This window comes from Delftia deserti (assembly GCF_042653485.1).
GTDB lineage: Bacteria > Pseudomonadota > Gammaproteobacteria > Burkholderiales > Burkholderiaceae_C > Comamonas > Comamonas acidovorans.
Genome location: NZ_JBHSIH010000001.1, coordinates 2,456,623 through 2,482,895, shown reverse-complemented (window position 1 = coordinate 2,482,895; position 26,273 = coordinate 2,456,623). Strand labels below are relative to the sequence as shown.

Sequence of the window (26,273 nt, the reverse complement as noted above, 5' to 3'; positions counted from 1 at the left end):
CCAAGAAACGGCACGGGGCGGATGGGCCAAGTGCTGTTTGCATGGGTTCGACTGTACTGAGCCGTCCGAGGTGTATCTGACGGTGGCCGGCGTGGCATGGCGTCAGGGTTAGGCGGGGGGGTGGTGTAGGAATGCTCTGGCTGCACAGGGCTGGCAAGCGCCGCCGGCTGCAGCCAGCCTGGTGCGGGCATGAAAAAAAGCCCCTGGCGCGTGGGCGCGCAGGGACTTTTGCATGGTGGATGCTGGCGCTTCAGGCGGCGGCGACCGTACCTGCGTTTTTGTCCGTGGAAATGGGCGCCAGCGGGATGACGGCGGAGATTGCCGTGCCCTTGCCCAGCTCGGACGACACGGTCAGGCGCCCGCCTGCGGCCTCCACGCGGTGGCGCATGCCGGCCAGCCCGTGGGAGTTGGGGCGCATGGCCGAGGTCTCGAAGCCTTCGCCGTCGTCCTGGATCTGCACCGTCACATAGGTCGGATAGTTGTGCACGGAGACCAGGACATGGCTGGCCTTGGCATATTTGCCGATGTTGGTCAGCGATTCCTGGACGATGCGGTAGACCGTGAGCTGGGTGGATTCAGGCAGTTCCACCTGCTCCAGGTTGGCCGTGACTTCGATGCCGCTGCGCTCGCCGAACTCGCGCGCCAGGATTTCCAGCGCCGTCGTCAGGCCCAGGTTGGACAGGGAGGAGGGGCGCAGGTCCTCGATGATGCGGCGCTTGAGGGCGATGCCGCTGTTGAGCGTCTCCACCAGATGGCTGACGCGTTCGCCCACGTCCGGCGCGCTGAGGTCGATCTTGGATTTGAGGCGCGCCACGTCGAGCTTGGCCGCCGTCAGCAGCGAGCCCAGCTCGTCGTGCAGTTCGCGCGCCAGGTGTCCGCGCTCGTCCTCGCGCACCTGCTGCAAGTGGTTGGCCAGCTCCGTCAGCGTGGCCGTGCGCTCGCGCACCAGGGCTTCGAGGCGGTTGCGCTCGTCGCGCTGGATCTCCTGCTCGCGATGGTGGGCCTGCTGCAGCGCGTGGGCCTGGCGCAGGTACATGAAAAAGCCCAGCACGCCCAGGGCCGTGACCGTGGCGATGCCTATGCGCGACAGCGAAAGCGTGTGCTCGATGTCCTGCAGGTTCTTGGCCGAGCGCTGGTCTATGCCCGACAGCAGCTTGCCCGTGTAGTCGCGGATGGCGTCCATGTTCTCCATGCCCACGTCGGTGAACATGACGAAACGCCAGGCTTCCTCGTTGCCCTGGCGGTACAGGCGCAGGCTGAGTTCCATCTCGCTCATCTTGCGTTCGACCTGGCGCGCCAGCGGCGTGAAGATCGCCAGCTCCTGCGGGTCGTAGATGAAGATCTGGCGCAGCTCGTCCATGTTGTAGTTGATGGCCGTGATCGCCTTGCTGTAGGGCTCCAGGTAGCGCTCCTCGCCCGTCAGCAGGTAGCCGCGCAGGCCCGTCTCCGCATCCAGCATCAGCCGCAGCAGCTGGCTGATCTCCGAGCGGGTGGCCTGGGTCTGGGTCATGGCCTCCAGCGCCTTGGTGGAGCGCTTGTAGCTGGCCTCGTTAATGCTGACCAGCAGCACGGCCGCGACGATGGCAAATGCCAGGCTGATCGCAATTCTTCGGAAATTTATCCAACGCATAAGCATCCTCTCACCTACAAGATCTTCGCCGATATTCTGCATAATTCGTGTTATCGGCTGCCGGGGCAGTTCCTGCGCCGGCCGTTACCATATATTGTTTGCACGACCAGCGATCCCGCTGGTCCCCCGAAAAAGAGGTATTCATGATCAGAATTGGCATTGTGGACGACCATGCAATTGTGCGCTCGGGCCTGCGTCAGTTTCTCTCGGAACACGTGGACCTGCGTGTAGTCGGTGAGGCCGCCAATGGCCGCGAGGCCATCGATCTGGTGCGCGCCCACGAGATCGACGTGCTGTTGATGGATCTGTCCATGCCGGGGCAAAGCGGTATCGACGCGCTGGCCATGCTGCGCGCCAAGGCGCCGGACATGGGCATCCTGATCCTGAGCGGCTATCCCGAGGAGCACTATGCGATCAACCTGATCCGCCAGGGCGCCAGCGGCTACCTGAACAAGGAGTGTGATCCCCAGGAGATTGCCGAGGCCATCCGCACCGTGGCCCTGGGCCGCCGCTATCTGACGCCCGCCGTGGCCGACTTGCTGGCCCAGCAGCTCAACCGCAAGGATGATGCGCCAGCCCATGAACAGCTGTCGGAGCGCGAGTTCCAGGTCTTTCTCAAGCTCGCGCGTGGGGAAACCGCGGGTGATATTGCAAAGTCGCTTTCGCTGAGCGTAAAGACGGTCAGCACCTATCGCACGCGTCTCATGGAGAAAATGGGGTTGTCGTCCAACAGCGACCTGACGTATTACGCACTGAAGAACAGGCTGATCGATTGATTTTCAGTCAATAGAAAATACGGGCTGCACGATTATCAAGTCGTGCAGCCTTTTTTGATGAAAAATCAAATGCAGTGCTTTGGGTTCAGGCTGTTTTAAGTTGGTTGAGTGACGCCGCATCGATATTCATGCAATAGTCCATGAGCGCGTCGATTTCATTGGACTTGTCGAAGACGGCATCCACGCCGAGCTGGGCGCAGCGGCTGCGGATGTCGGGGGTGGCGTAGTTGCTGAGCACCACGATCTTCTGGTGCGGCTGGCGCTCGCGGCAGGCAGTGAGCACACCCAGGCCGCTGCCCTGGCGCAGGAACAGGTCGACGATGGCGAGATCCCATGCGTCGGGGTTCTGCTGAAGCCAGTCCGTCCCCGCGCTTTCCGTCTCGGCGATGCCCACGGCCTCGACATCGGCCAGTTCTTCGAGCGTGGCGATCAGGTTCTCGCGGATCGTAGGGTTGTCTTCAACAAGATAGGTGCGCAATTTCACGGCTGTATCCAATAGGGACGCGGATGGCAATCGGAGTCCGGCGGAACCCGGCCTCCATTGTCCTGCGCGACAGCGGGCGATTGTGCCAGTGGGGGATCGGCGTGGAAGTCAGTCGATTCCTACGCCTTGTTACCGCAAACGGGGCAGTCCGGCACACGGGTAGTTTGCATGCTACTCCAATCGAGGCTGCGGCTGTCGAACATGGTCAGGCGGTTTGTTGCAGGCGTGCCAAATCCCGCGACCAGCTTGAGGGCTTCCGCCGCCTGCAGCGTGCCCATGACGCCCACCACCGGCGCGAAGACGCCCATGATCGAGCACTGCACTTCCTCGAACTGTGCCTCCGGCGGGAACACGCAGGCATAGCAGGCGCAGTTCTCGTCGCGCGGGTCCATGACCATGAGCTGGCCGTCCAGGCGGATGGCCGCCCCCGCCACCAGGGGTACCTTGTGGCGCACGCAGGCCGCGTTGATCATGTGGCGCGTGCGGTAGTTGTCCGTGCAGTCCAGCACCAGGCTGGCCTGGGGCACGAGCTCGTCGAGCAGGGCATCGTCGGCGCGCTGCTGGCGGCAGTCGATGCGGATGCCGGGGTTGATGGCATGCACGGCCGTGCGTATGGATTCCACCTTGGGCTGGCCCACGCGGTCCGTGGTGTGGGCGATCTGGCGCTGCAGGTTGGTCATGTCCACCGCATCGTCGTCCACCAGGGTGATGCGGCCTATGCCGGCCGAGCCCAGGTACAGCGCAGCGGGCGCGCCCAGGCCGCCTGCGCCGACGATGAGCACATGCGCTGCCAGGATGCGCTCCTGGCCTTCGATGCCGATTTCGTCGAGAAGGATGTGGCGCGAGTAGCGCAGCAGTTGATCGTCGTTCATTCGCGTCTCCAGACGTGAAAAAGCCGGGCGCGCGGCCCGGCTTGGTTGGGCGCGGACCCTGCCCGCGCCGCGCTGTCAGTTTTCCTTCTTCTCAGGCTCGCGCTCGGTCAGGGTCTTGCTGACCATGACGGGCTGGCCCTTGAGACGGTTGAGCGCCTGCTGCAGCTGGAAGTCCTTTTCGGTGCCGAACTCGGGCAGGCGGCGCTCGGCCGGCGGCTTCTTTGCTTCCTCTTCCAGGCGCTTGCGGGCTTCCTCGCGGGCCTTCTCGCGCACCTCGTCCTTGACCTCGGCGCCCTGTCCGCTGGACAGGTGCTTTTCCAGGTCGGCCTCGCGCATGCGCAGGGCGGCGAACAGGTCGCCTTCGGGTGTCTCGTCCACCATCACGTCGGGCACGATGCCCTTGGCCTGGATGGACTTGCCGCTGGGCGTGTAGTAGCGCGCCGTGGTCAGCTTCAGGCCCGTATCGGGGCCCAGGGGGCGCACGGTCTGCACCGAGCCCTTGCCGAAGGTCTGGCTGCCCATGATGATGGCGCGCTTGTGGTCCTGCAGTGCGCCGGCCACGATCTCGCTGGCCGAGGCCGAGCCTTCGTTGACCAGCACCACCAGCGGCAGCTTCTTGAGCGAGGCCGGCAGGCGCTGCAGCGGGTCGCCCATGCCGCGGCGGGCATAGAAGCTGGGCGATGCCTTGTAGGTTTCCTTGCTCTCGGCCAGTTGGCCATTGGTGGAGACCACGGTCACATCCGGCGGCAGGAAGGCGGCCGAGATGGCGACGGCAGCGTCCAGCAGGCCGCCCGGGTCGTTGCGCAGGTCCAGCACCAGGCCCTTCATGTTGGGGTCCTGCTTGTACAGCTCCTCGACCTTGCGCACGAAGTCGTCCACCGTGCGTTCCTGGAACTGGCTCAGGCGGATCCAGCCGTAGCCGGGCTCGATCACCTTGCCCTTGACGGACTGCGTCTTGATTTCCTCGCGCGTGATGGTCACGGGGAAGCTGCGGCTTTCATCCTTGCGCAGGATGGTCAGCTGCACCTTGGTGTTGGGCTCGCCGCGCATGCGCTTGACGGCGTCGTTGAGCGACAGGCCCTTGACGGCCGTGTCGTCGATCTTGGTGATCAGGTCGCCGGTCTTGAGGCCGGCGCGGAACGCGGGGGAGCCTTCGATGGGCGAGACGACCTTGATCAGGCCGTCTTCCTGCGTGATCTCGATGCCCACGCCGACGAAGCGGCCCGAGGTGCCCTCGCGGAATTCCTTGTAGGACTTCTTGTCGAAGTACTGCGAATGCGGATCGAGGCTGGACACCATGCCGGAGATGGCATCGGTGATCAGCTTCTTGTCATCGACCGACTCGACATAGTCGGTCTTGATCAGGCCGAAGACGGCGGACAGCTGCTGGATTTCCTCCAGCGGCAGCGGGGTCATGGCACCGCGGGCCACGGTCTGCAAGGAAACCGTGGTCAGTGCTCCGGCGATTACGCCTACGGAAACCCAGCCGGCAATTTTGATTTTCTGGCCCATATCACCCCTTTAACCGCGTCAATATACACCCGCTTGGAAAGGCAGGCGCCCGCGTGGTTCCCTAAAAACGGCGCAGCAAGCGCAATTTCCGCAGCAGGCGCTCACCTCAAGCGGGTCCGGCTCAGGCCTTGCCCTGCGCGGCCACGGCGGCTGCAGCCTTGGCCGCAGCTTCTGCATCGCCCAGGTAATAGTGGCGAATGGGCTTGAGATCGGCATCCAGCTCATAGACCAGAGGAATGCCATTGGGCACGTTGACGCCGACGATGGCGTCATCCGAGATGCCGTCCAGGTATTTGATCAGCGCGCGGATGGAGTTGCCGTGGGCCGCGACCACGACGCGCTTGCCCGACAGGATGGCGGGCGCGATGGACTCGTTCCAGAACGGCAGAACGCGGGCCACCGTGTCCTTCAGGCATTCGGTCAGCGGCACCTGGCTGGGGTCCAGCTGGGCGTAGCGCACGTCGCTGCGCTCGCTGCGCGGGTCTTGCGGCTCCAGGGCCGGCGGGGGCGTGTCGTAGCTGCGGCGCCACACCAGCACCTGGGCGTCGCCGTATTGCTTGGCCATGTCCGCCTTGTTCAGGCCCTGCAGGCCGCCGTAGTGGCGCTCGTTCAGGCGCCAGCTGTGCTGAACGGGCAGCCAGGTGCGGTCCATTTCGTCCAGCGTGTGCCACAGCGTGCGCGTGGCGCGCTTGAGCACGCTGGTGTAGGCCAGGTCGAAGTCATAGCCTTCGGCCTTGAGCAGGCGGCCTGCGTTCTTGGCCTGTTCGACGCCGGTGGCGGTCAGGTCCACATCGGTCCAGCCGGTGAAGCGGTTTTCGAGGTTCCAGGTGGATTCACCGTGGCGGATCAGCACGAGCTTGTACATGGCGGCTTTCTAAGTCTCTCGATGCGACAAAGCTGGGCTGTCGCGGGGGCAAAAGCCAGCATTCTAGAATTGACAGGTTTGCCAACCCAAGGAATGACGTGAAATTCATCATCGATAACTGGTATTTGATCCTGATCGCGCTGGCTTCCGGCGTGATGCTGCTGCTGCCCCTGGTGCGCGGCGCAGGCGGCGGCTCGCTGACGGCGGCGCAGGCCGTGCAACTGATCAACCGCCAAAAGGCCGTGGTCATCGATGTCTGCGAGCCCGAAGAGTACGCGGCCGCCCATGCCAACGGCGCCAAGAATGTGCCGCTGAGCCAGTTCGAGGAAAAGCTGCCCACCACCGTGAAGAACAAGGCCCTGCCGCTGGTGCTGATCTGCACCAAGGGCAATCGCGCTTCGCGGGCCGAAGGCATTGCGAAGAAGCTGGGCTACGAAAAGGCCCAGGCCCTGGCCGGCGGCCTGAAGGCCTGGCGCGATGCCGGCATGCCGGTTGAAAAGGCCTGAGACGCCCCCATCTGACGGCGATGGAAGCCGCTGCTCCGCGCCCCGGGCGCCAGCCGGCGGAACGCCGCAAACTCGAAGAAAGTCGCACATGCAAGCCGTGAAGATGTACACCACCGCTGTCTGCCCCTATTGCATCCGGGCCAAGCAGATCCTCAAGTCCAAGGGCGTGGAGCAGATCGAAGAGATCCGCATCGACACCGATCCGGCCGCGCGCGACGTGATGATGCAGAGCACGGGCCGCCGCACGGTGCCCCAGATCTTCATCGGCGAGCGCCATGTGGGCGGCTGCGACGACCTGATGGCGCTGGACGCCGACGGCGGCCTGGTACCCCTGCTGCAAAGCTGAAACACGGGCACTGCATAATGCTGGCCCAGGTGCCCGCTGCGCAAGCTCTTGGCAGCGGGCATTTTGTTGGTGATTTTTTTGATGCCCTGGTCACCGCACCAGGGTTTTTTGCCCAGAAAGACTGATTCCATGGCCGAACAGGACACTCCCGTCTTCCAGATCCAGCGCGTCTACCTCAAGGACCTGTCGCTGGAGCAGCCCAATTCGCCCGCCATCCTGCTGGAGCAGGAGCAGCCCAGCGTGGACATCCAGCTTGGCGTCGAGGCGACTCCCGTGGCCGAAGGCATCTACGAAGTGGCCGTGACCGCCACCGTGCAGACCAAGATCCAGGACAAGACCGTGTTCCTGGTCGAGGCCAAGCAGGCGGGCATCTTCGAGATCCGCAACGTGCCCGAAGACCAGATGGGTGGCGTGATCGGCATTGCCTGCCCCCAGATCATCTATCCCTACCTGCGCGGCAACGTGGCCGACGTGGTCACGCGCGCCGGCTTCCCGCCCGTGCACCTGGCCGAGATCAACTTCCAGGCCATGTACGAGCAGCAGCAGGCAGCCGCCCAGGCGGACGGCAACTCGCTGCCGCAGTAAGCCGGTCCATTCCCGGCCGATGTGATTTGCGCCCAGGCGCGTCGCATCGCTGTGGTACAAGAAAAGAGGCCCGAGGGCCTCTTTTTTTCATCAACGTCGCTTCTTCAACGTCGAGCAGATATGAACATTGTGGTGATTGGCGCAGGCGCCTGGGGCACGGCGCTGGCGATGAGCGCGGCCTCGCGCGGTGACGGGCATGTCGTGACCCTTTGGGCGCGTGACGCAGCCCAGGCGCAGGCCATGCGGGACAGCGGCGAGAACGCACGCTACCTGCCGGGCGTGGCGCTGCCTGCCGCGCTGCAGGTGGTGCATGGCGAGATCGACGGCCATCTGGCGGCCGCCGACCTGATCGTGATCGGCACGCCCATGGCTGCCCTGCGCGAATGGCTGGGCCGGCTGCAGCATGTGCCCGCACCCGTGGCCTGGCTGTGCAAGGGCTTCGAGGCCGTGCCCGCAGGCGCTTCGGCCGCCGCCCATGGACTGATGGCGCACGAGGTCTGCGCCGAGGTGGCGCCCGATCTGCTGTGCGGCGTGCTCAGCGGCCCCAGCTTCGCGGCCGAGGTGGCACGCCACCAGCCCACGGCCCTGGTGGCGGCCAGCCGCCATGCCCAGGTCAATGACGCCCTGGTGGCCGCCTTCCACGGCGGCGCCATGCGCGTCTATGCCAATGCCGACATCGTGGGCGTGGAAGTGGGCGGCGCCGTGAAGAACGTGCTGGCCATTGCCACCGGCCTGTGCGACGGCCTGCAGCTGGGCCTGAACGCCCGCGCCGCACTGATCACGCGTGGCCTGGCCGAGATGACGCGACTGGGCCTGGCCCTGGGCGCGCGCACCGAGACCTTCATGGGCCTGTCGGGCCTGGGCGACCTGGTGCTGACGGCCACGGGCGATCTGTCGCGCAACCGCAAGGTGGGATTGCTGCTGGCCCAGGGCCGCACGCTGGAGCAGGCCGTGGCCTCGCTGGGCCATGTGGCCGAGGGCGTGTACAGCGCGCGCACCGTGCTGGCGCGCGCGCGGCTGCTGAATGTGGAGATGCCGATCACCGAAACCGTGGTCGAGCTGCTGGACGGCCGGCTGCAGGCGGCCGAGGCCGTGCAGCACCTGATGGCGCGCGATCCGCGCGGCGAGTGATGCCTCGGTGCCCATAAGTGCCCATGAAAAAGCCCCGGAGCTGGAAGGCCCCGGGGCTTTTTTTGCGTCAGTGACCCGTCCTGACCTGGGTTGACACCTTTTCCTCTCAGAAAAGGCAAGTCAATGGAATCAAGGGTCAAACGCACGCAGCGGGACTACACGCTGGCTTTTAAGCTGTCGGTGGTCGATCAGGTGGAAAAAGGCGATCTCACGTACAAACAGGCCCAGGAGCGCTACGGCATCCAGGGCCGTTCGACCGTGTTGGTGTGGCTGCGCAAGCATGGTCGCCAAAACTGGAGTTCGGCATCATCCGGGCTTGCCATGCCAGTACCGATCAAGAAGCCCTCATCTGCACCTGCTGCACCGCTGACTCCCGAGCAGAAGATCAAGGCCCTCGAAGTCCAGCTTCGCGAAGCCAACGAGAAGGCCCAACTGTTCGAGGCGGTGATCGATGTCCTGAAGAAGGACTACGGGGTGCGCATCGTAAAAAAGCCTTTGGGCAAGTCCTCTCGCAAAAGCTCCTCCCGGGGCTGAGCGTGGCGAGGGCTTGCCGCCATTGGGGCGTCAGCCGCCAAGCCTACTACCAGCAGTTGCAGCATCAGCAGCAACGCTGTGCGCGTGCCGACACCGTGATCGAGCTCGTTCGCGACGTGCGCCTGCGTCAGCCCCGGTTGGGCGCGCGCAAGCTGCACCATCTGCTCGCGCAGCCGCTGCAGCACGCCGGCGCGAGCCTGGGGCGCGATGCGTTGCTGGACGTGCTGCGCGAGGCGCGCATGCTGGTGGCGCCGAAGCGGGCGTATCACAAAACCACCGACAGCCATCATCGGTTTCGACGCCATCCCAACTTGCTCAAGGAGGGGCCGCATCAAGTCCGAGCGACTGCCAGCGAGCAGGTGTGGGTGGCCGACATCACGTACTTGCCCACCGACCAGGGGTTCGTCTATCTCAGCCTGGTCACTGATGCGTGGTCGCGCAAGATCGTGGGCCATCATGTGCACGACAGCCTGCACACCGGGCAGGTCAGCCGGGCGCTGAAGGTGGCGCTCAACGGCCGCCAGACGCAGCAAATGCTGGTGCATCACTCGGACAGGGGCATCCAGTACTGCTCGAATGACTATCAGGAGATTCATCGGCGCCACGGCATTGCCTGTTCGATGACTGACGGCTACGACTGCTATCAGAACGCGCTGGCCGAGCGCGTCAACGGGATCTTGAAGATGGAGTTCCTGCTGCATCGGCCTGCCGATCTGGCCCAGGCCAGCCGGATGGTCCAGCAGGCCGTGCAGATCTACAACCAGGAAAGACCGCACCTGTCCCTAAAATTGAAAACGCCCGATGAGGTTCATCGGGCGTCTCTGGCCGGCTGGATTACGCCGGATCGGTGTCCTTCATAGGTGTCAACCTATGGCAGGACGGGTCACAGAAATCCTGGCGCCTGGCGCGCTACAGGCCCAGTTACAGGCCCAGCTCCAGGCCCAGCAATTCCTCCACCATCTGGCGGCGGCGGATCAGGCGGGTGCTGTCACCATCGACCAGCACCTCGGCGGCCAGCGGGCGCGTGTTGTAGTTGCTGGACATGGAGCTGCCATAGGCGCCCGTGTCATGGATGACCAGCAGGTCGCCCACCGAGGCGCCGGCCAGCGCGCGCGGCAGCACCACGCCGCCGTCGCCCTGGGTGAACACGTCGCCCGATTCGCACAGCGGGCCGGCGACCACGGCATCGCGCAGGGGCATGGCCTGGCCGTCGCGGCGCAGCACTTCCATGCCGTGCCAGCTGCCGTACATGGAGGGGCGCATCAGCTCGTTGAAGCCCGTATCGACCAGCACGAAATGGTTGCTGCCCGCATTCTTGGTGGCACGCACCTGGCCCAGCAGCACGCCCGACTCGGCCACCAGGAAGCGGCCGGGCTCGATCTCCAGGCCCAGCGCGTGGCCCACGATGGCCTCGGCGTCCTTGCGCGCCGCATCCCACAGGCCGTGGTAGTGGGCCGTGTCGATGGTGGCGTCGCCATCGCGGTAGGGAATGGACAGGCCGCCGCCGGCCGAGATGGCCTGCAGGTCATGGCCTGCCTGGCGGGTGGCGCGCACCAGCTCGACCATGGCGCCGCAGACCTGCTGCAGGTGGCCGTAGTCCACGCCCGAGCCGATGTGCATGTGCAGGCCGGCCAGCCTCAGGCCGCCGTCGCGGATGGCCTGCAGCGCCGCCAGCAGGTCGCTGTGCCAGATGCCGTGCTTGCTGTGCTCGCCGCCCGTGTTGGTCTTGTTGCTGTGGCCGTGGCCGAAGCCGGGGTTGATGCGCAGCCACACGGGATGGCCGGGCGAGGCCTGGGCCAGCTGGTGCAGCATGTCGATGGAGCCCGCGTTCACGGGCACCTTGTGCTCGGCCACGCAGGCCAGCGTGGCCTCGTCCATCACGTCGGCGGTGAACACGATGTCGCTGTGCAGGTCGTCGCCATGGCCGGCCGCGTAGCCGGCGGCCAGGGCGCGCAGGATTTCGCCGCGCGATACCGCATCCACCTTCACGCCCTGCTCGCGCATCAGCCGCAGGATGTGGATGTTGGAGCAGGCCTTCTGTGCAAAGCGGATGGTGTCGAAGGCCTTGAGCTGGGCAATGCGCGCGCGAATGGTGGCGGCGTCATAGACCCACAGCGGCGTGCCGTGCCGGTCGGCCAGGGCCCAGAGCTGGGCGGGCGGGAAGGGATTGGACATGGTGTCTCTTTCAGGGGAACTGCCACGCATCATGGTGGATGGCGGTCATTCAGTCCAATGCTTGTTCTTATGGTGTCTATTTGATTTGGATATGCTCTTGCCATGCAAGACCCCGAGCTGCCGCACACGTCTGCCGAGCCCCGCATCTCCCACCGCCACCTGGAGGTGTTTCGAGCGCTCATGCTCAGCGGCAGCGCCACGGGCGCGGCGCAGATGCTGTTCAGCTCCCAGCCCACCGTCAGCCGCGAACTGGCACGCCTGGAAAGCCTGCTGGGCTACGCCCTGTTCGAGCGTGCCCAGGGCCGGCTGAGGCCCACGGCGCGCGCCCTGTCGCTGTGGACCGAGGTGCAGCGCAGCTGGCAGGGCCTGGACCGGGTGGTGGAGCACGCGCTGGCCCTGGGGCGGCCGCACCAGGCGCGCATCAACGTGCTGTGCCTGCCTGCGCTCAGCCATGCGCTGCTGCCCGCAGCGCTGGCGCGCCTGCACGCGGAGCATGGCCCCGTGGCCGTCAGCGTGGCCACGCAGGAGGCGCCGCTGCTGCAGGAATGGATGGCCGCCCAGCGCTACGACCTGGGCCTGGCCGAACTGGCCGAGGCGCCGCCCGGCACGCGTGTTCTCGCGCTGCCCGCCATGGACGAGGTGGCCGTGCTGCCGGCAGGGCATGTGCTGGCGGCGCGCCCGTTGCTGGAGGCGGGCGACTTTGCGGGGGAGGGCTTCATCAGCCTGGCGCGCGACGACCCCTATCGCCAGCAGATCGATGCCGTGTTCGAGCAGGCCGGCGTGCAGCGCCAGCTGCACCTGGAGACCCACAGCGCCGTGGCCGTCTGCGCCATGGTCCAGCATGGTCTGGGCGTGGCCATCGTCAATCCGCTGACGGCGCGTGCCTGCGCCGGGCCGCAACTGGTGGTGCGGCCGCTGGCGTTTTCCATTCCCTTCCAGGTCCATGCGCTGCTGCCGCTGCACCGGCCGGCCGTGGCCGAGGTGCAGTGGCTGGTCGATGCGCTGGCACGCGAGGTGGCGGCGGTCGCCTGAAGGCAGAGGGCGGGGTGCGGGCTCAGCGCGCCGCGCTGTCCGGGCCAGGTCCCTTGTCTGCAGCGGGCTCGGGCGGCGGGCCCCACTCCATCCAGTCGTCGCCAAAGATCTCCACCGGGTGCTGGGTGCGGTCCGATCCATTGCCGCAGGCCAGCTCGTCGCGGGCGCAGTAGCGGTCGCAACCCCAGCAGGTGCGCTCGGGATGGGCGGGGTGGATGGGGAATTTCCTGGCCATGGCATCCAGCTTGGACCGCCATGGCCGCCAGGGTTTTGCGCTGGATCAGAACTCCAGGTTGTCGATCAGGCGCGTCTTGCCCAGGCGCGCGGCGCCCAGGGCCACCAGCGGCGCACCGGCCAGTTGCGCGCCCTCGGCCGGCGGCTGCAGGTCGCGGCGCAGGCGCACGGTCAGGTAGTCGGGCTCCCAGCCCTGGGCGGCCAGGGACTGCATGGCCCAGGCCTCCAGTTCGGCCAGCGGAGCCTGGCCTGCGCGCGTGGCGTCGGCCAGTTGCTTGAGTGCCTGCGACAGCGCCATGGCCTGCTGGCGTTCATCGGGGCTCAGGTAGCCGTTGCGCGAGCTCAGCGCCAGGCCGTCATCGGCGCGCGCCGTGTCGCCGGCCACGATGTTCACGGGCAGGGCGAACTGCTCGACCATGCGGCGGATCACCAGCAACTGCTGGTAGTCCTTCTTGCCGAACACGGCCGTGCCGCCGCCGCTGGCGAAGAACACGGCCGAGAACAGCTTCATCACCACGGTGCACACGCCCGTGAAGAAGCCGGGGCGGAAATGGCCTTCGAGGATGTCGGCCAGCTGCGCGTCGGGCTGGATCCTGAAGGTCTGCGGCTCGGGGTAGAGATCGGCTTCGCGCGGGGCGAACAGCAGGTCGCAGCCTTCGCCCTCCAGCCTGGCGCAGTCCTGGGCCCAGGTGCGCGGATAGCTGTCGAAATCCTCGTGCGGCAGGAACTGCAGGCGGTTCACGAAGATGCTGGCCACGACGATGTCGCCGTGCTGGCGCGCGGCACGCACCAGGGAAAGATGGCCGTCGTGCAGGTTGCCCATGGTGGGCACGAAGGCCGGGCGGCCCTTGCTGGCCAGGATGGCACGCAGGTCGGCGATGGAGTGGACGATTTGCATGGGAAAACGGGGGAACGGGAAGCGGGAAAACGGATCGTGCAGCCTGCCGGACTACCAGGCGTGCTTGCTGTCGTCGGGGAAGCTGCCGTTCTTGACGGCATGCACATAGGCCTCGAAGGCGCCCTTGACGCTGCCCGCATCGGCCATGAAGTTGTGCACGAAGCGGGCCATCTTGCCCAGGTTCACGCCCAGCATGTCGTGCAGCACCAGGACCTGGCCGGCCGTGCCGCTGCCCGCGCCGATGCCGATGGTGTGGCAGTGCGGCAGCTCGGCGGTGAGTTCGCGCGACAGTTGTGCCGGCACCATCTCCAGCACCAGCATGGAGGCGCCTGCATCCTGCAGCTCCAGTGCATGGCGGCGCAGCGTGGCTGCGCCCTCGTCGCTCTTGCCCTGGACGCGGTAGCCGCCCAGCGCATGCACGGTCTGCGGCGTCAGGCCCAGGTGGGCGCAGACGGGCACGCCGCGCTCGACCAGGAACTGCACGGTGGGCGCGGTCCAGCCGCCGCCTTCGAGCTTGACCATGTGGGCGCCGGCCTGCATCAGCTCGCAGGCGCTGCGCATGGCCTGCTCGCGGCTTTCGGCGTAGCTGCCATAGGGCATGTCGGCGATCAGCCAGGCCGTGCCCTGCACGCGGTGCAGGCCGCGCGCCACGCTGGCGGTGTGGTAGCACATGTCCTGCAGCGACACGCCCACGGTGCTGTGCAGGCCCTGGCAGACCATGCCCAGCGAATCACCGACCAGGATGCACTCCACGCCGGCCGCATCGGCCACGGCCGCGAAGGTGGCGTCATAGGCGGTGACCATGGTGATCTTCTCGCCAGCCTCGCGCATCTGCGCCAGGCGCGGAAGGCTCACGGGGCGGCGCTGGGGCAGCGGCGAGGCGGGAGGGATGGTGCCGTAGGGCGTGCCGGCGGTGACGGGTGCTTGGGTCATGGGGCGCTCGGAGGGGGATGGAATTGCCGCGAGTCTATGCGATGCGCGCGGGGGGCACCTGTCCCTGAGCTGTCCTTTGCTGTTCCGTCACCTTTCGGGCAGGCCACGCCATCGGCGCCACAGCGGAGACAGCAGGGCCACGAGCATGGCCGTGCTGGCTGCCACGGCAGGCGCGCCCATCAGCAGGTCCAGCCAGTGCTGGGTATCCGTCCAAGGGTCTGCGCTGCCGGCGGGTTGGGGCAACAGCAGTGCGGACCACTTGGACCAGGCGGCGGCGAGCCATATCAGGGCCAGCGACATGCCCAGGGCCAGCAGCACCGCGCCGGCCCAGGGGCGCTTGAGCACACGGATGCGCAGCCAGGCGACCGATATCAGCGCGGCTGGAAACAGCCCCAGCACATAGAGGTTGGTGATTCCCAGCATCCCGGCCAGAACGCTGCCAAGCAAGGTCAGGACCAGGCATGCGCCCCAGGCCACCAGCTGCATGGCAGGCATCAGGCGCACCAGCACCAGGGCCAAGGCGAGGAAAAAGCCAGCGCTGGCGGTCGCCAGCAACTGGGACATCCTTGGCCATTCGTCGTCGCGGGACCTGTCAGCGCGCCGCAGATGGCTTTCCTGGTAGGCCGGCAGGGCCAAGCCGTAGCGCGCGTGCTTCCATTGCACATGCTGCAGCGGGCTCCACCGGCTGTCGAACATCTCCAGCAGCATGAGCCACTCACGGTTGCTCTGAGCCAGATAGGTACCGAAGCATTTGCGCGGATCCGGCTCCAGATCCAAAGGCCTGCTGCGCCACAGGGTTGGTTTGCAGTTGGAGTTCTGCGCTCTGGATACCTTCTCGCCAGTCTCTGATGGTGGGCTGGCGGCCAGGTAGGCGCGCCATTCCTCGGCCAGGGGGGATTGCAGCGCGCTGCGGTAGCTGGCCAGCAGGTGCTCCGCCTCGTCCCGGGCGGAGCTGGCAGACTGGCGCACATAGCCTCTGGCCTGCAATGGCTGGCCGTAGCGCTCGAGTGTCTGGGCAATCGCGGCCTGGTCTCCGCGCATCAACCAGACCAGGGCCTGGATGCCCGGGTACTTCGCCGGATCGACCTCTTCCTCGCGCAGCACACGTATCCATTCCACGAGCATGGCCGCCTGGCGTGGCGCGACAAGCGCCTCCAGGGCTGCGACTTGCTTCACAGTCTGGATCTGTGCACTGACATCCGTGTCCGACCATTGGCGCTGCATCCGGATTTCATAGATGGGCGAAAAGGCGATCGCAGGCGCGAACAATAGCGAAAGGAACAAGGCTCCCCACAGGTACTCCCACCACAGGCCCCAGCGGCCCACGGGGGCGTGTTCGCGCCAGCGGTTGTGGATGCGCACGCGCAGCAACCACCACAGCGCCAGGCCGATCGCCACGATCCAGGCCACGACGGAGCCGATGTCCAGTGCCAATTGCTCGGGTGTTTGCCGGGCTGTGGACGCAACGCCGGGCAGGGCGCCCATCCAGCGCGCCGGCTCGGCCATCCATTGCATCCAGATGCCCAGCACCAGCACGCACCACAGCAGCGCCAGCGGCAGATACCAGTGCAGGCGCAGCTGCCACAGCAGGGGGCAGCGCATCAGCACCCATTGGTCCCAGCGGTTCGTCATATCGGAAAAACGTGGCATGGCTCAGTCCCTCACGAACAGGCGGCGGGTGGATGCGGTGATGTCGCGGAAATAGCGCACGGGCATCTGTGCCTGCACGGCCTGCGCCAGGAACTGCGCTGCCGTGAACGGCACGTGAAAGCTCACGATGTGGGTCTGGCCGCTGAGCTGGTGCGTATGGGATGGCAGTTGGTCCAGCCAGGGTTTCAGTTGCGCCATGGCCCAGCCGGTCTCGAACTCGATGGCGCAGCCTTCCATGGCGGCAAAGCTCTGCTGAACGCTGCGCGGCTGGCCTTGCTCCAGGAACAGCACCTGGTCGGCCACCTTTTCCACCTCGTACAGCTGCTGTGAGCTCAGCACCAGGGCCATGGGTTGCCAGGGCGAGCGCGCCAGCGATTGCAGATCGGTCAGCAGGGTCTGCTGGGCGTTGATGTCCAGATTGGCCAGGGGCTCGTCCAGCAGCAGCACACGCGGCCGGCACAGCAGGGCGCGCGCCAGCTCGAAGCGCATCTTGTAGCCCGAGGACAGCTGCTTCCACTGGTGACTTCGGAATGCGCGCAGTCCCAGCTGCGCGATGACCAGTTGCACCAGGCAGACGTTGCGGCTGCCCACGGCGCCATGGCTGCGTGCGGCGAATTGCAGATGGTCCATCAGGCGCCCGCCCCAGACGGCCGGGCGCTGGGGGATATAGGCGAGCTGGGTGCGCAGCAGGTAGGCATCGGCGGCAGGAACGCCCCAGTCCAGTTGCCCTGCGTCGGGCGCCAGATCGGCGGCCAGCAGGCGCAGCAAGGTGGTCTTGCCGTTGCCGTTCTCGCCCACCAGTCCCAGGATGGTGCCGGGCTCCACGGTCACATCCACCGGCCCCAGCGCAAAGCCGCCGCGCCGGTAGCGCTTGACCAGTTGCCGTCCCTGTACGCGGTACGCACGGTGCGCGCGGGAAGGTGCGGAATCGGCCTGCAGCGCCTGGCCCGGGGCATGGGCGGCATGCAGGGCATCGAAGGCCTGCTGCACCAGCGCACGACGGGGTTCTGCGCCGCCATCGGCCGCGAGGCCATCCCAGGCGTCCAGCGCGTCCAGCAGGCGCTGCTGGACAGCGGTTTCGGCTGGCAGGGCTGCGTCGATGAGTGCGCGCCACGCGCCATGCCATTGCTGGCTGGCGACCGCCTGTTCCACGGATTGCGCCCAGGCCACCACGGCGGACTGTGGCGGCGCAGGTGGTCGTACCGATTCAATGCTCGATTCCATGAACCCCTCCCTTTTTTATGTGCTGCGCGGTGCGGCCATCCGAGGGGCCGGACGGTGCGATTCCCGGCGTGCGACGAGTCTATGCGATCCCGCTATGCTGTACTTCCCGCGACGGACGACAGGGCCCGCACAGGCCCTGCGGATGCGCTTCAACGGTGTTGCCCCATGTCCGGTTCCTTACAGACATCTCCGCTCCTTCCCGCCGTGGCCTGGCAGGGCCTGCGCCAGGTCCATGTGCTGCAAAGCCTGCCCGACGAGCGCCTGGCCGAGCTGGCGGCGCAGTGCCGCTGGCAGCATCTGGCGCTGCACCAGACGCTGGAGGGCGCATACACCGATCAGCGTCTCTACATGCTCGTGCAGGGCGGCCTGCGCGTCAGCAGCTATGCCCCCAACGGGCGTGGGCTCACGCTGGGCGAGATTGCCCAGGGCGTGTTCTTCGGCGGCCTGCCGCAGCAGCAGGTGGGCTGCACGGCCATGCCCCTGGTGGTCGAGGCAGGCGTCCCCAGCCTGATTGCCTCGCTGGCCCATGAGGATGTGGAAGCCCTGCTCATGAATGAGCCCCAGGTCCTGCGCGCCTTCATCGGCCGGCTCAGCGACCTGGCCGTGGCGCTGGCGCGCCGCATGGTGGATCTGGGAACGCTGTCGGTGCGCAGCCGTCTGCATGCCCAGCTGCTGGAACGTGCCGAGCGCGCGGGCATCGACCAGGGCCAGGCCCTGCTCGCTCCCGCACCCCGGCAGAGCGACCTGGCCCTGATGCTGGGCTCCAGCCGCGAGGAAGTGGCGCGCGAGATGTCGCGCCTGGTGCGCCTGGGCCTGCTGCGGCGCGAAGGCCGCAACCTGCGCATCTGCCATGTCGAAGGCCTGCGCGTGCTGCTTGAGGAAGCACGCTGAGCCTTTGCCTGCCGCGGCTGTTTCAAGCCGCGAAAAACACTGTTTCAGGAACGCGTGAATTCGCCTTCTGTCGAGGGGAGCACGGGTGAAAAGGCAGCGGGCCGCCCGGGCCGGATGCGAAAACACGTGAGAAAACGCACAGACGAGGAATGCTGCAGCGCCGCATAGTACGTCCATGCCGTGAGGAAATGAATGCCGAGCGGCCTTTTGAAAGGATCTGACATGCGTACCCTCTCCGCTGCACTGGCCGCCCTGACCCTGGGCTTTGCCGGCACTGCAATGGCCCAAGAAGCCGTTTCCCCCTCGTCCTCCGCCACCGCAGGCCTGAGCCGCGCCGAAGTGCTGGCCGACCTCGAAATGTGGCACCAGGCGGGCATGACCTACCTGCCCTCGCCTTCGGCAGACCGCGACATCAGCTACAACTCGGCCGAATACCAGCGCGGCCTGGCCCGTTACCAGCAACTGCGCAGCGGTCCCGCCTACCGCGAGGCCGTCGCCCGCCTGGAAGGCCAGCACACCGTCACGCAGAAGTGATGTGAATGGATATGGGTCCGGCATGGTGCCGGGCCTGTTGGTGGAAAGCGTCCTTTCGGGACGCTTGGTTTGGCGCCCTTCGGGGCGCTTTTTTGTTATGTACGTTCTACACTGGGCGGCCCCGTGCCGGTGGATGCTATCAATAGCGGAGCTGCTGGCGAAAGTACAGCATGCTTTGACGGCCGTTTTGTGAATTTTCTGATCGATTTTCCCAACCCCCATGACGGCTCGGCTGCCCGGCTGCGCCATGGCTTCGGTGTGCCGCTGCGCAGCCTGGCCGCCCATGCGCCCGATCAGGTGCGTGGCGTGCTCGACGCCGTGCAGCAGGCCGCCCAGGCCGGCCTGTGGTGCCTGGGCTGGGTGCGCTACGAGGCGGCGGCGGCGTTTGACGCGGCCTATGCCGGTGCCTTGCATCCCACGCCGGCCGGCGAGCCGCTGGCCTGGTTCGGCGTCTTTGAAGGCCCGCAACCCTGGCCCGAGCATTTGGACGAGGCGCCGGCCGTGCCCGTCCCCCTGGTGCAGTGGCAGCCCGGGCTGGAGCGTGCCGATTTCGATGCCGCCATTGCGCGCATCCATGAGGCGATTGCGGCCGGGGACTGCTACCAGATCAACTACACGGCCCAGTTCAAGGGGCGTCTGCTGGGCGACATTCCATCGCTGTTCGCCGCGCTGCGCCGTGCCCAGCCAGGCGGCTATGTGGCCTGCATGGACAGCGGCGACGAGCAGGTGCTGTCCGTCTCGCCCGAGCTTTTCTTCGACTGGGATGGCGAGCGCATCCTCACGCGCCCCATGAAGGGCACGGCGCCCCGTGGCGCCACGCCTGCACAGGACGAGGCGAATGTCCAGGCCATGCGGTCCTCGCCCAAGGAGCGGGCCGAGAACGTGATGATCGTGGACCTGCTGCGCAACGATGTCTCGCGCATTGCCGAGCCTTTCAGCGTCCAGGTGCCGCGCCTGTTCCATGCAGAGCCCCTGCCCACCGTGTGGCAGATGACGTCCGACGTGCAGGCGCGCACGCGGCCCGACATTGGCCTGGCCGACGTGTTTGCGGCGCTGTTTCCCTGCGGCTCCATCACGGGCGCGCCCAAGCGGCAGGCCATGCGGCTCATCCACGCGCTGGAGCCCGGCCCGCGCGGCGTGTACTGCGGCGCCGTGGGCGTGGTGCGGCCCGGCAGCACGCCGGGGCGTGTGCATGCCACCTTCAACGTGCCCATACGCACGGTGGTCGCGCAGGGAGACACGCTGCACTGCGGCATTGGCAGCGGCATCACCTCGGGTGCCGAGGCCACGGCCGAATGGCAGGAGTGGCGGCACAAACGGGCTTTTCTGGACAAGGTGTGAAAGGGCGCTTGCCATGGCAGATACGGACTTCGATTTCGACATTCTGGAAACCCTGGCCCTGCGGGACGGCTGCCTTGTGAACCTGCCGCGCCACTTGGCGCGCATGCAGGATGCGGCGCGGCATTTCGGCCGGCCCTGCACGGATGCCGTGCTGGAGCAGGCCCTGCAGCCGCTGCGCATGGCGCACCCCGGAGGCGACTGGCGCGTGCGCCTGGCGCTGGATGCCGCCGGGCAGATCCAGACCCAGGCCGTGCCGCTGCCGCCTTCGGCCACGCCCGTGCGGCTGGCGCTGGCCGGCCGGCCGCTGCCCAATGCGGAGGCGCATGGCGACTGGGTGCGCTTCAAGACCTCTCGCCGCGCGCACTACGACAGCCTGCAGCCCACCGATGCCTCGGTGTTCGATACCGTGCTCTACAACGAAGACGGCGAGATCACCGAAGGCACGCGCGGCAATCTGGCCATGCTGCTGGACGGGCGCTGGGTCACGCCGCCGCTGTCCAGCGGACTGCTGCCCGGCGTGGGCCGTGCAGTGGCGCTGGACGAGGGCCGCGTGGCGGAGCACCCGGTGCGGCTGGACGATCTGCCGCGCGTGCAGGGCTGGGCCTTTGTCAACAGCCTGCGTGGCTGGCTGGACGCGGTGCTGCGCTGAACCGCACGCTGGGGCCGTGCCTGGGACTCATGGTTTTCAGGGATGGATTGCGCGCGGTAATGTCTGACAATTCATAAATATTGTTGAGCAATATTGTTTTGATTGTTGGCTTATGCCGGCCTCCCCTTGAGATCGTTCCATGCGTGAATTCCGTTTTTCCCGCCGCGCGCTGGTCAGCGCTGCGGCCGTTGTGGCTACCGGCCTGATCGCCAACCTGTCGTACGCCCAGTCGCCCTATCCCAACAAGCCCATCCGCGTGGTGGTCGGCTATGCCGCTGGCGGCTCGGTCGATCTGGTGGGGCGCGTGGTGGCCGACATCCTGGCCAAGCACCTCAATGCCACCGTGGTGGTGGAGAACGTGCCCGGTGCCGCCGGCGTGGTGGCCGCGCAGCGCGTGGTCGGTGCCAAGGCCGACGGCTATACCCTGCTCGCAGGCTCCAGCAACGAATTGGCGGGCACGAAGTTCGTCAACGCCGCGCAGAAGTACGACCCGGCCACGGACCTGACCGGCATCGCGCTGACCGGCGTGCTGCCCAACCTGTGGGTGGCCGGCACCAAGATGCCGGCCAGGACCATCGACGAGTTCATCGCCCTGGCCAAGGCCCATCCCGGCAAGTACAGCTATGGCAGCCCGGGCATCGGCTCCACGCCGCATTTCTCGGGCGAGCTGATCAAGAAGATTGCCGGGGTGGACATCGTCCATGTGCCCTACAAGGGATCGGCCGCGATGACCAGCGACCTGGCGGGCGGCAACCTTGATTTCGCCGTCGTCTCTCCTTCGGTGGCGGCTCCGTTCATCCAGAGCGGCAAGATCAAGGCCCTGGGCGTGACCACGGCCCACCGCATCGCGGTGATGAAGGATGTTCCTGCCCTGGGCGAGAACGCGGCGCTCAAGGGCTACGCGCTGAGCGGCTGGTTCGGGCTGGCGGGACCCAAGGACCTGCCTGCCGATGTGGTGGCCAGCCTGCAGAAGGCCTTGAAGGCGGGCCTGGCCGATCCGGCGATGCGCGCGCGCCTGGAAGGGGCGGGCATCATTGCCGCCACGGGCGACGAAAACCTGGCCCAGATCATCCGCACCGACATGGGCAAGTACGCCGAACTGGTCAAGTTCGCGAATATTTCGGCAGACAACTGAAGCAGGGCCGGGAACGGAAAAAACGCCTCGTCGTCGGGGCGTTTTCTCATTCGGGCCTGTGCAGTGCATGCAGGGCCAGCAATCCCTCGAACGCATCGCGCAGCGGCTGCAGCGAGGGGCCGGCAGGCGCCAGCCGCTCCATGGCACAGGCCGTGGCCTCCAGCGTGGACAGCTGGCCCGGCGCATGCGCCTTGCGCAGGCGGCTATAGCGCGAGGCAGGCAGTTCGCCGCGCAACTCCAGGCGCGGCAGAACCTGCAGGCCGGGGTTGAGGTAGAGCATCTTGCGGCTCTTGCGCCAGGTGGCGTCCAGCACCACCAGGCGCAGGCCTTCGGGGGGCGGGCCCGGGTGGGGCCAGGGCGCCGGCGTGGCCAGGCCCAGTTGGTCCCCATGGGGTGTTTCGGGATAGAGCAGCACGGGCTGGCGCATTGCATCGCCGGGCTGCCAGGGCGCGTGCAGCAGTGCCTGCAACGGCGAGGGCTCGAAGGCCTCGCCCACCGCCAGGCGGCTGGCGGGCAGGCACAGGTGCAGCAGCCGGCCCGTGCCCTTGGCCTGCAGTTCTTCCTCGGGATGCTGGAGCACCAGCAGCTGCACCGCATGCGGCACCGGCTGCACCAGGGGGCACAGGCAGGTGCGCTCAGGGCGCAGGCATCGCGCGCAGCGTGCGCGGGTGCTCACGGCGGACAAGGCCCGGCGCCTGCCTTACAGGCGACCCTTGTAGTAGCTGGGCTTGTCCATGTCGGCGATTTCCACGCTGAGCTGGACCATCATGCCGGCCGGCTGGGGCGTGAGGCGGCGCAGCACGGCGGCAATGCCTTCGGACAGTTCCTTCTTGGCCGTGTCGGTACGGCCCGCCAGCAGGCGCAGCTGCACGTGGACGAAGCCGCGGTTGGCCGGTGCCGAGCCGATCTCGAACTGGCCGACCGGCAGCAGGCGGGCCTTCACGTCGGCCTCGTCCAGGATGCTGGGGTGGCCGCAGACGAAGGCATTGAGTTCGGTCAGCAGCTGCTGGCCGGGCAGGCCGGCAAGGTTGTCGGTGTATTCGACGTAGAGATGGGGCATGGATGTCTCCGTTCCGGTGGTGAAGAGGAATTCAGGGCAGGGGTGGGGCCAGGCGCGAGACCTCGTCCAGCGCCGTCAGCAGCAGCTGCACGTCGATGCGCGTGTGGGAGGCCGACAGCGCGATGCGCAGCCGCGCCGTGCCTTCGGGCACGGTGGGCGGGCGGATGGCGGGCACCCACAGGCCGCGCTCGCGCAGGCCTTCCATCACGGCCAGGGCCGTGGCGTTGGAGCCTATGACCAGGGCCTGCACGGCGGTGCGCGAAGGCAGCAGCTGCCAGCCCGTGCGCGCCAGCAGCGGCGCCAGGCCGGCGCGCAGCTCGGCAATGCGTTCGGCCAGGGCCTCGCGGCGCTCGTCCTCGGCCTCGATCAGGGCCACGCTGGCCTGCAGCGCGCTGGCCAGCATGGGCGGCGCGGCCGTGGCGAAGATGTAGCTGCGCGTCTTTTGCAGCAGCCATTCGATGAGCATGTCGCTGCCCGCGACAAAGGCACCGGCCACGCCAGCGGCCTTGCCCAGGGTGGCCATGTAGAGCACGCGCGGCGAGGCGTTTGCGCCCGTGAGGCCCGCCTCGGCCAGGCTGCCCCGGCCTTGTGGGCCGAGCACGCCGAAGCCATGCGCGTCGTCGAGCAGCAGCAGCGCGTCGTACTGCTCGCACAGCGCCAGCAGGCCGCGGATGTCGGCCACGTTGCCGTCCATGCTGAACACGGCATCGCTGATGACCAGCTTGCGGCGGGCCGTGCTGGCGGCCAGTTGCGCGGCCAGGTCGCCCAGGTCGGCATGGGCATAGCGGTGGACCTGGGCGCGCGACAGGCGGGCGCCGTCGATCAGGCAGGCGTGGTTGAGCGCATCGGAGAACAGCGCGTCGCCCACGCCCACCAGGGCCGGCACGATGCCGGCATTGGTGGCGTAGCCCGCATAGAAGTAGAGCGCGCGCGGCAGTTGCACGAAGTGCGCCAGCTGTTCCTCCAGCGCGGCGTTGGCCGTGCTGTGGCCGCTGACCAGGGGCGAGCCGCCCGAGCCCACGCCAAAGGCCTGGGCGCCCGCGCAGGCGGCGCGCACCAGGGTGGGGTGGCCGGCCAGGCCCAGGTAGTCGTTGCTGCAAAAGGCCAGCATGGGGTGGCCGTCCACCTCCATGTGGGCGCCGCTGGCGGCGCCCTGCAGCGGCGCCGTGGCGCGGCGGCGGCGGCGCAGGTGGGCGGCGTCGAGTTCGGCGATGCGCGCGGGAATGTCGTCCAGCCAGGAGCCGCTCATTGCCATTGCTCCGGCAGGGTATAGGTGGTGGCGCGCGGGTCGGGGTGCTGCTGGAAGGGGATGTCGGCCAGCAGCGGCGCCTGCAGTTGCCGGTCCAGGTGCTGGCGCAGCCAGGCCATGTTTTCCTCGGGCACCAGCATGGTGGGGTCCACGCGGCTGGCGATCCAGCCGGCCAGGCGCAGGCCGCGCGCGCGGATGGCTTCGGCCGTGAGGGCAGCGTGGTTCAGGCAGCCCAGCCGCAGGCCCACGACCATGACCACGGGCAGGTCCAGCGCGCAGGCCAGGTCGGCGCCCGAGAGCTGGTCGGACAACGGCACGAGAAAGCCGCCAGCGCCTTCCACCACAACAGCATCGGCCTGTTGGGCCAGGCGCCGGTAGCTGTCCACGATGTGCGCGATCTCTATGGAGCGGCGCGCCCGCTGCGCGGCAATGTGCGGCGACATGGGATCGGGCAGCAGCACGGGGTTGTCCAGTTCGGGCGGCACGGCCACGGTGGAGGCGGCGCGCAGCGCAAGCGTGTCCTCATTGGCCCAGCCGCCCTGGCCGTCGGGCTCGGCGCCTGCGGCCACGGCCTTCATGCCCACCACGCGGGCATGGTGGCGGGCCAGCGCATGCAGCAGCCCGCAGGAGGCCAGGGTCTTGCCCACGCCCGTGTCGGTGCCGGTGACAAAGCAGCCAATGGTGCGGTGGGCGTTCACGAATGGTTCTCCTGGGCCAGGGTGTCTTCAAGGGCGGCCAGCGCGCTGGCGGCCAGGTGCTGCACGGCTTCTTCGTCCAGCAAATAGGGAGGCATGGCGTAGAGGGAGTTGCTGATCGGGCGCAGCAGCAGTCCGCGCTCCAGCGCCGCCGCGCTGTAGCGGCGCGAGAAGTCGGGCAGCGAGGTCTGCACATCCCAGGCCCAGATCATTCCCTGGCGCCGTGCGTGGCGCACGCGGGCGTGCTGGTTCAAAGGGGTGAAGGCACCGTCAAGCCTTTGCGCAAGCGCGAGGTTGGCGTTGATGGCATCGGTCTGCTCGAACAGCTCCAGCGTGGCCAGGGCCGCACGGCAGGCCAGCGGGTTGCCGGTGTACGAGTGCGAGTGCAGAAAGCCGCGCGCCACGGAATCGTCGTAGAAGGCGGCGTAGACGGTCTCGGTGGTCAGCACGGCCGACAGGGCCAGCGTGCCGCCCGTCAGGCCCTTGGACAGGCAGATGAAATCCGGCCGTATGCCGGCCTGCTGGTGGGCGAACATGCTGCCCGTGCGGCCGAAGCCCACGGCGATCTCGTCCACCACCAGGTGCACCTCGTAGCGGTCGCACAGGGCGCGCGCCAGGCGCAGGTATTCGGGATCGTGCATGGCCATGCCGGCCGCGCACTGCACCAGCGGCTCGACGATGAGGGCGGCCGTGGTCTCGTGGTGCTGCTCCAGCCATTGGCGCAGGCCCTCGGCAGCGTGCCGTGCCACATCGGCCGGGCTTTCGCCGCCTTGCGCCCCGCGTGCATCGGGGCTGGGCACGGTGTCGGCCAGGCGCACCAGGGGCGCATAGGCTTCGCGAAAGAGGGGGATGTCGGTCACGGCCAGCGCGCCCACGGTCTCGCCGTGGTATCCGCCGGCCAGGCCGGCAAAGCGGCTCTTGGCGGGGCGGCCCAGGTTGCGCCAGTAATGGGCGCTCATCTTGAGGGCGATCTCGGTGGCCGAGGCGCCGTCGCTGCCGTAGAAGGCATGGCCCAGGCCGGTGAGCGTGGCCAGCCGTTCGGACAGCTCGACCACGGGCGCATGCGTGAAGCCGGCCAGCATCACATGGTCAAGCCTGGCGAGCTGGTCGGTGAGCGCGGCCTGGATGTGCGGATGGCTGTGGCCGAAGAGGTTGACCCACCAGGAGCTGACGCCATCCAGGTAACGGCGTCCCTCGGTGTCATGAAGCCAGGGGCCCTGGGCGCGCGCGATGGCGATGGGGGGCGCGGCCTCGTGCCGCTTCATCTGGGTGCAGGGGTGCCACACAGCCGCAAGGCTGCGGGCGGCAAGCGATTGAGTCATCGCGCGATTG

At 67.4% G+C, this 26,273-nt stretch carries 28 protein-coding genes; 12 read left to right on the top strand and 16 right to left on the bottom strand.

Annotated elements, in window-relative coordinates; genetic code table 11:
* Positions 1-250: 250 nt before the first annotated feature.
* On the bottom strand, positions 251-1,630 hold the full coding sequence (locus ACFPFG_RS12150) for a sensor histidine kinase (protein WP_380106741.1): 1,380 nt from the start codon (positions 1,628-1,630) through the stop codon (positions 251-253).
* Positions 1,631-1,773: 143 nt separating this feature from the next.
* Between ACFPFG_RS12150 and ACFPFG_RS12145 the strand changes: the two genes are divergently transcribed.
* The gene (locus ACFPFG_RS12145; RefSeq protein WP_012203736.1) at positions 1,774-2,406 is read left to right on the top strand and encodes a response regulator; all 633 of its coding nucleotides are present in this window, start codon (positions 1,774-1,776) and stop codon (positions 2,404-2,406) included.
* Between the two features lie 85 nt (positions 2,407-2,491).
* On the opposite strand, the gene ACFPFG_RS12140 is transcribed toward ACFPFG_RS12145, so the two are convergent.
* From ACFPFG_RS12140 to gpmA, 4 genes are all read right to left on the bottom strand, one after another.
* A complete protein-coding gene (locus ACFPFG_RS12140; RefSeq protein ID WP_013803928.1) occupies positions 2,492-2,890 on the bottom strand; it encodes a response regulator in 399 nt (132 codons plus the stop codon).
* Positions 2,891-3,009: 119 nt separating this feature from the next.
* Positions 3,010-3,762 (bottom strand): HesA/MoeB/ThiF family protein, encoded by a 753-nt coding sequence (locus ACFPFG_RS12135; protein WP_380106738.1) that lies wholly within the window; start codon positions 3,760-3,762, stop codon positions 3,010-3,012.
* Between the two features lie 75 nt (positions 3,763-3,837).
* Positions 3,838-5,274 (bottom strand): S41 family peptidase, encoded by a 1,437-nt coding sequence (locus ACFPFG_RS12130; RefSeq protein WP_013803927.1) that lies wholly within the window; start codon positions 5,272-5,274, stop codon positions 3,838-3,840.
* 121 nt (positions 5,275-5,395) lie between these two features.
* On the bottom strand, positions 5,396-6,139 hold the full coding sequence (gpmA, locus tag ACFPFG_RS12125; RefSeq protein ID WP_034390756.1) for a 2,3-diphosphoglycerate-dependent phosphoglycerate mutase: 744 nt from the start codon (positions 6,137-6,139) through the stop codon (positions 5,396-5,398).
* Positions 6,140-6,237: 98 nt separating this feature from the next.
* Between gpmA and ACFPFG_RS12120 the strand changes: the two genes are divergently transcribed.
* The 5 genes from ACFPFG_RS12120 to ACFPFG_RS12100 all read left to right on the top strand — a co-directional run bounded on the left by ACFPFG_RS12120 (position 6,238) and on the right by ACFPFG_RS12100 (position 10,101).
* Complete coding sequence (locus ACFPFG_RS12120; RefSeq protein WP_013803926.1) at positions 6,238-6,645, top strand: rhodanese-like domain-containing protein; 408 nt, start codon at positions 6,238-6,240, stop codon at positions 6,643-6,645.
* Positions 6,646-6,733: 88 nt separating this feature from the next.
* The gene (grxC, locus tag ACFPFG_RS12115; protein WP_088166240.1) at positions 6,734-6,991 is read left to right on the top strand and encodes a glutaredoxin 3; all 258 of its coding nucleotides are present in this window, start codon (positions 6,734-6,736) and stop codon (positions 6,989-6,991) included.
* 129 nt (positions 6,992-7,120) lie between these two features.
* Positions 7,121-7,576 (top strand): protein-export chaperone SecB, encoded by a 456-nt coding sequence (gene secB, locus ACFPFG_RS12110; RefSeq protein WP_013803924.1) that lies wholly within the window; start codon positions 7,121-7,123, stop codon positions 7,574-7,576.
* Between the two features lie 120 nt (positions 7,577-7,696).
* Positions 7,697-8,707 carry an NAD(P)H-dependent glycerol-3-phosphate dehydrogenase gene (locus ACFPFG_RS12105; protein ID WP_312377379.1) on the top strand — a complete coding sequence of 337 codons (1,011 nt, stop codon included), beginning with the start codon at positions 7,697-7,699 and terminating at the stop codon, positions 8,705-8,707.
* Between the two features lie 123 nt (positions 8,708-8,830).
* A protein-coding gene (locus ACFPFG_RS12100) for an IS3 family transposase (protein WP_380106692.1) occupies positions 8,831-10,101 on the top strand; the annotation gives its coding sequence in 2 pieces (ribosomal slippage) (positions 8,831-9,190 and positions 9,193-10,101; 1,269 coding nt in all).
* A 61-nt stretch (positions 10,102-10,162) separates the two neighbouring features.
* On the opposite strand, the gene lysA is transcribed toward ACFPFG_RS12100, so the two are convergent.
* The gene (gene lysA, locus ACFPFG_RS12095; protein ID WP_380106734.1) at positions 10,163-11,416 is read right to left on the bottom strand and encodes a diaminopimelate decarboxylase; all 1,254 of its coding nucleotides are present in this window, start codon (positions 11,414-11,416) and stop codon (positions 10,163-10,165) included.
* 102 nt (positions 11,417-11,518) lie between these two features.
* On the opposite strand from lysA, the gene ACFPFG_RS12090 reads away from it, so the two are divergent.
* Complete coding sequence (locus ACFPFG_RS12090; RefSeq protein ID WP_197957257.1) at positions 11,519-12,448, top strand: LysR family transcriptional regulator; 930 nt, start codon at positions 11,519-11,521, stop codon at positions 12,446-12,448.
* 22 nt (positions 12,449-12,470) lie between these two features.
* Here ACFPFG_RS12090 and ACFPFG_RS12085 read toward each other — a convergent pair whose 3' ends face one another.
* From ACFPFG_RS12085 to ACFPFG_RS12065, 5 genes are all read right to left on the bottom strand, one after another.
* On the bottom strand, positions 12,471-12,683 hold the full coding sequence (locus ACFPFG_RS12085) for a DUF3079 domain-containing protein (RefSeq protein ID WP_380106732.1): 213 nt from the start codon (positions 12,681-12,683) through the stop codon (positions 12,471-12,473).
* A 45-nt stretch (positions 12,684-12,728) separates the two neighbouring features.
* Positions 12,729-13,580: a pantoate--beta-alanine ligase gene (gene panC, locus ACFPFG_RS12080; protein ID WP_183017440.1), complete on the bottom strand. Its 852-nt coding sequence runs from the start codon at positions 13,578-13,580 to the stop codon at positions 12,729-12,731.
* Positions 13,581-13,631: 51 nt separating this feature from the next.
* Entirely contained in the window at positions 13,632-14,513 is an 882-nt protein-coding gene (gene panB, locus ACFPFG_RS12075) for a 3-methyl-2-oxobutanoate hydroxymethyltransferase (protein ID WP_012203749.1), read from the bottom strand.
* 87 nt (positions 14,514-14,600) lie between these two features.
* Positions 14,601-16,163, bottom strand: a complete 1,563-nt coding sequence (locus tag ACFPFG_RS12070; protein WP_380106729.1) for a hypothetical protein — start codon at positions 16,161-16,163, stop codon at positions 14,601-14,603.
* A 3-nt stretch (positions 16,164-16,166) separates the two neighbouring features.
* Positions 16,167-17,387 (bottom strand): ATP-binding cassette domain-containing protein, encoded by a 1,221-nt coding sequence (locus ACFPFG_RS12065; protein ID WP_380106727.1) that lies wholly within the window; start codon positions 17,385-17,387, stop codon positions 16,167-16,169.
* Positions 17,388-17,552: 165 nt separating this feature from the next.
* Here ACFPFG_RS12065 and ACFPFG_RS12060 point away from each other — a divergent pair, with 165 nt between their 5' ends.
* The 5 genes from ACFPFG_RS12060 (at position 17,553) to ACFPFG_RS12040 (ending at position 21,937) form a co-directional block, all read left to right on the top strand.
* Positions 17,553-18,278 (top strand): Crp/Fnr family transcriptional regulator, encoded by a 726-nt coding sequence (locus ACFPFG_RS12060; RefSeq protein WP_183017443.1) that lies wholly within the window; start codon positions 17,553-17,555, stop codon positions 18,276-18,278.
* 222 nt (positions 18,279-18,500) lie between these two features.
* Complete coding sequence (locus ACFPFG_RS12055; protein WP_312377385.1) at positions 18,501-18,812, top strand: DUF4148 domain-containing protein; 312 nt, start codon at positions 18,501-18,503, stop codon at positions 18,810-18,812.
* A 189-nt stretch (positions 18,813-19,001) separates the two neighbouring features.
* On the top strand, positions 19,002-20,153 hold the full coding sequence (pabB, locus tag ACFPFG_RS12050; protein WP_380106724.1) for an aminodeoxychorismate synthase component I: 1,152 nt from the start codon (positions 19,002-19,004) through the stop codon (positions 20,151-20,153).
* Between the two features lie 13 nt (positions 20,154-20,166).
* Positions 20,167-20,802, top strand: a complete 636-nt coding sequence (locus ACFPFG_RS12045; RefSeq protein ID WP_197957254.1) for an aminotransferase class IV — start codon at positions 20,167-20,169, stop codon at positions 20,800-20,802.
* Positions 20,803-20,941: 139 nt separating this feature from the next.
* The gene (locus tag ACFPFG_RS12040) at positions 20,942-21,937 is read left to right on the top strand and encodes a Bug family tripartite tricarboxylate transporter substrate binding protein (protein WP_374620259.1); all 996 of its coding nucleotides are present in this window, start codon (positions 20,942-20,944) and stop codon (positions 21,935-21,937) included.
* Positions 21,938-21,983: 46 nt separating this feature from the next.
* Here the strand turns inward: ACFPFG_RS12040 and ACFPFG_RS12035 are convergent, their stop codons facing one another.
* From ACFPFG_RS12035 to bioA, 5 genes are read right to left on the bottom strand one after another with little or no spacing between them, the layout of a single operon-like run.
* The gene (locus ACFPFG_RS12035; protein ID WP_380106721.1) at positions 21,984-22,622 is read right to left on the bottom strand and encodes a tRNA-uridine aminocarboxypropyltransferase; all 639 of its coding nucleotides are present in this window, start codon (positions 22,620-22,622) and stop codon (positions 21,984-21,986) included.
* 15 nt (positions 22,623-22,637) lie between these two features.
* Positions 22,638-22,997 (bottom strand): 5-carboxymethyl-2-hydroxymuconate Delta-isomerase, encoded by a 360-nt coding sequence (locus ACFPFG_RS12030; protein ID WP_380106719.1) that lies wholly within the window; start codon positions 22,995-22,997, stop codon positions 22,638-22,640.
* Between the two features lie 31 nt (positions 22,998-23,028).
* Entirely contained in the window at positions 23,029-24,246 is a 1,218-nt protein-coding gene (gene bioF / locus ACFPFG_RS12025) for an 8-amino-7-oxononanoate synthase (RefSeq protein ID WP_380106717.1), read from the bottom strand.
* Positions 24,243-24,944: a dethiobiotin synthase gene (gene bioD, locus ACFPFG_RS12020; protein WP_380106715.1), complete on the bottom strand. Its 702-nt coding sequence runs from the start codon at positions 24,942-24,944 to the stop codon at positions 24,243-24,245. The genes bioF and bioD overlap by 4 nt, the downstream gene beginning before the upstream one ends.
* The gene (gene bioA, locus ACFPFG_RS12015; RefSeq protein WP_380106713.1) at positions 24,941-26,263 is read right to left on the bottom strand and encodes an adenosylmethionine--8-amino-7-oxononanoate transaminase; all 1,323 of its coding nucleotides are present in this window, start codon (positions 26,261-26,263) and stop codon (positions 24,941-24,943) included. Before bioA ends, bioD begins: the two co-directional genes overlap by 4 nt.
* Positions 26,264-26,273 lie beyond the last annotated feature (10 nt).

Bases quoted from the DNA above. Each gene is read 5' to 3' on its own strand.
- ACFPFG_RS12055 (WP_312377385.1), top strand. From the start codon at position 18,501: ATGCGTACCCTCTCCGCTGCACTGGCCGCCCTGACCCTGGGCTTTGCC.
- ACFPFG_RS12145 (WP_012203736.1), top strand. From the start codon at position 1,774: ATGATCAGAATTGGCATTGTGGACGACCATGCAATTGTGCGCTCGGGC.
- ACFPFG_RS12045 (WP_197957254.1), top strand. From the start codon at position 20,167: ATGGCAGATACGGACTTCGATTTCGACATTCTGGAAACCCTGGCCCTG.
- ACFPFG_RS12130 (WP_013803927.1), bottom strand. From the start codon at position 5,274: ATGGGCCAGAAAATCAAAATTGCCGGCTGGGTTTCCGTAGGCGTAATC.
- panB (WP_012203749.1), bottom strand. From the start codon at position 14,513: ATGACCCAAGCACCCGTCACCGCCGGCACGCCCTACGGCACCATCCCT.
- panC (WP_183017440.1), bottom strand. From the start codon at position 13,580: ATGCAAATCGTCCACTCCATCGCCGACCTGCGTGCCATCCTGGCCAGC.
- bioA (WP_380106713.1), bottom strand. From the start codon at position 26,263: ATGACTCAATCGCTTGCCGCCCGCAGCCTTGCGGCTGTGTGGCACCCC.
- secB (WP_013803924.1), top strand. From the start codon at position 7,121: ATGGCCGAACAGGACACTCCCGTCTTCCAGATCCAGCGCGTCTACCTC.
- ACFPFG_RS12150 (WP_380106741.1), bottom strand. From the start codon at position 1,630: ATGCGTTGGATAAATTTCCGAAGAATTGCGATCAGCCTGGCATTTGCC.
- ACFPFG_RS12030 (WP_380106719.1), bottom strand. From the start codon at position 22,997: ATGCCCCATCTCTACGTCGAATACACCGACAACCTTGCCGGCCTGCCC.
- ACFPFG_RS12060 (WP_183017443.1), top strand. From the start codon at position 17,553: ATGTCCGGTTCCTTACAGACATCTCCGCTCCTTCCCGCCGTGGCCTGG.
- lysA (WP_380106734.1), bottom strand. From the start codon at position 11,416: ATGTCCAATCCCTTCCCGCCCGCCCAGCTCTGGGCCCTGGCCGACCGG.
- ACFPFG_RS12065 (WP_380106727.1), bottom strand. From the start codon at position 17,387: ATGGAATCGAGCATTGAATCGGTACGACCACCTGCGCCGCCACAGTCC.
- ACFPFG_RS12090 (WP_197957257.1), top strand. From the start codon at position 11,519: ATGCAAGACCCCGAGCTGCCGCACACGTCTGCCGAGCCCCGCATCTCC.
- gpmA (WP_034390756.1), bottom strand. From the start codon at position 6,139: ATGTACAAGCTCGTGCTGATCCGCCACGGTGAATCCACCTGGAACCTC.
- bioF (WP_380106717.1), bottom strand. From the start codon at position 24,246: ATGAGCGGCTCCTGGCTGGACGACATTCCCGCGCGCATCGCCGAACTC.
- ACFPFG_RS12105 (WP_312377379.1), top strand. From the start codon at position 7,697: ATGAACATTGTGGTGATTGGCGCAGGCGCCTGGGGCACGGCGCTGGCG.
- grxC (WP_088166240.1), top strand. From the start codon at position 6,734: ATGCAAGCCGTGAAGATGTACACCACCGCTGTCTGCCCCTATTGCATC.
- ACFPFG_RS12085 (WP_380106732.1), bottom strand. From the start codon at position 12,683: ATGGCCAGGAAATTCCCCATCCACCCCGCCCATCCCGAGCGCACCTGC.
- ACFPFG_RS12135 (WP_380106738.1), bottom strand. From the start codon at position 3,762: ATGAACGACGATCAACTGCTGCGCTACTCGCGCCACATCCTTCTCGAC.
- ACFPFG_RS12040 (WP_374620259.1), top strand. From the start codon at position 20,942: ATGCGTGAATTCCGTTTTTCCCGCCGCGCGCTGGTCAGCGCTGCGGCC.
- ACFPFG_RS12070 (WP_380106729.1), bottom strand. From the start codon at position 16,163: ATGCCACGTTTTTCCGATATGACGAACCGCTGGGACCAATGGGTGCTG.